At 65.4% G+C, this 1,133-nt stretch carries 1 protein-coding gene; it reads right to left on the reverse strand.

Annotated elements, in window-relative coordinates; all coding sequences use genetic code 11:
* Positions 1-46: 46 nt before the first annotated feature.
* Entirely contained in the window at positions 47-520 is a 474-nt protein-coding gene (locus KME75_RS41790; RefSeq protein ID WP_219420550.1) for a DinB family protein, read from the reverse strand.
* Positions 521-1,133 lie beyond the last annotated feature (613 nt).

Consider the following 1,133-nt stretch of genomic DNA (forward strand, 5'->3'; position numbering starts at 1 on the left):
CTGATCAAGCTCGAAGCCCGCAATGCCTTCGGGTTCCGCAACCCCATCAACCAACGCCTACGATCACGCTGCGCGAGCATCCGAGCGGCCCTCCGACCAGCCAAGCCCGGTTAACTTCGAAGACCCGGATATTGAACAGTTTCACGTTAGGGCGCGGCCACCATGGCACGTGGCCGGGCGCGTCGATGTCGAGGGCGCTGATCGTCGCATCGGAGTGTTCCCACACGCGTCGGTATCGGTCGATGATCTCCGTGCGTGTCTCGTGCTCGGTGGCCCACATGTCGGTGGCGTCGTCCCGCAGGGGGGGCAGGGGTTCGGGGAACGGCCGGTCGAAGACCTCGCCGAAGTACCTGGCCTCCGAGGTCGATAGGTGCTTGATCAGGCCGAGGAGGTTGGTTCCGGTGGCGGTCAGGGGGCGGCGGATGTCGTATTCGGAAAGCCCGTCGAGCTTCCAGAGCATCGCATCGCGTATCCAGCGCAGGTCGTCGTGGAGGTACTCTTTCGCGAATTCGTCGATCATGGGGGATGAGCCTGCCATGCTCCGCTGATGGCGATCACCTGGCCGACCGCGTCCGTGACATCCGATGGGTCCAGGAGCAGAATCGTCCTCCCACAGCGCCAGGCCGCGATGCCACCATCACATCGGCTGGTCGAGCACGCCGACGGCTCGGCCGCCACCGGGGACCGCGAGCAGCAGTGGCGCATCACGAGGGCGTGACGGTCACGAGATGTTCGTCGTCCGTGCCCGCATCACTCAGCCCAACACTGATCACTTTCCAACTTGATCTTTCCCTGGCGGCCCTACGAAACCTCCGGCTGGCCGGCGGGTGGCGCGTGGCCTCCATGAACACGGCAGCGACACACGGCAGCGGGCCGCGTGCTGTGAGCCGACCACGTCTCGTAATCGTCAGCGAGCGCCTCGTCCCAGCTCATCCGATTAGTCTCGCAATCACCACGGTGGAGGTTCCACCGGAAATACCCCAAGCTGCCCCTGGCGTGGCACCGCGGCCAATGGCCTTGCGTTAGGTTGATCTTGGCGCCGACACGCCGGTCGAGGTGTGTCGTCTGGTGGTCGCCTCTGGGGATGATCGCCGGGTGGCGCACGACGGGTCGGAGGGGGTGTCTCCGGAGGG

Source organism: Pseudonocardia nigra (assembly GCF_019396355.1).
GTDB classification, from domain to species: domain Bacteria; phylum Actinomycetota; class Actinomycetes; order Mycobacteriales; family Pseudonocardiaceae; genus Pseudonocardia; species Pseudonocardia nigra.

What these genes read in the sequence shown, in the direction of transcription:
- KME75_RS41790 (WP_219420550.1), bottom strand. Translation starts at nt 520, where the DNA reads ATGATCGACGAATTCGCGAAAGAGTACCTCCACGACGACCTGCGCTGG.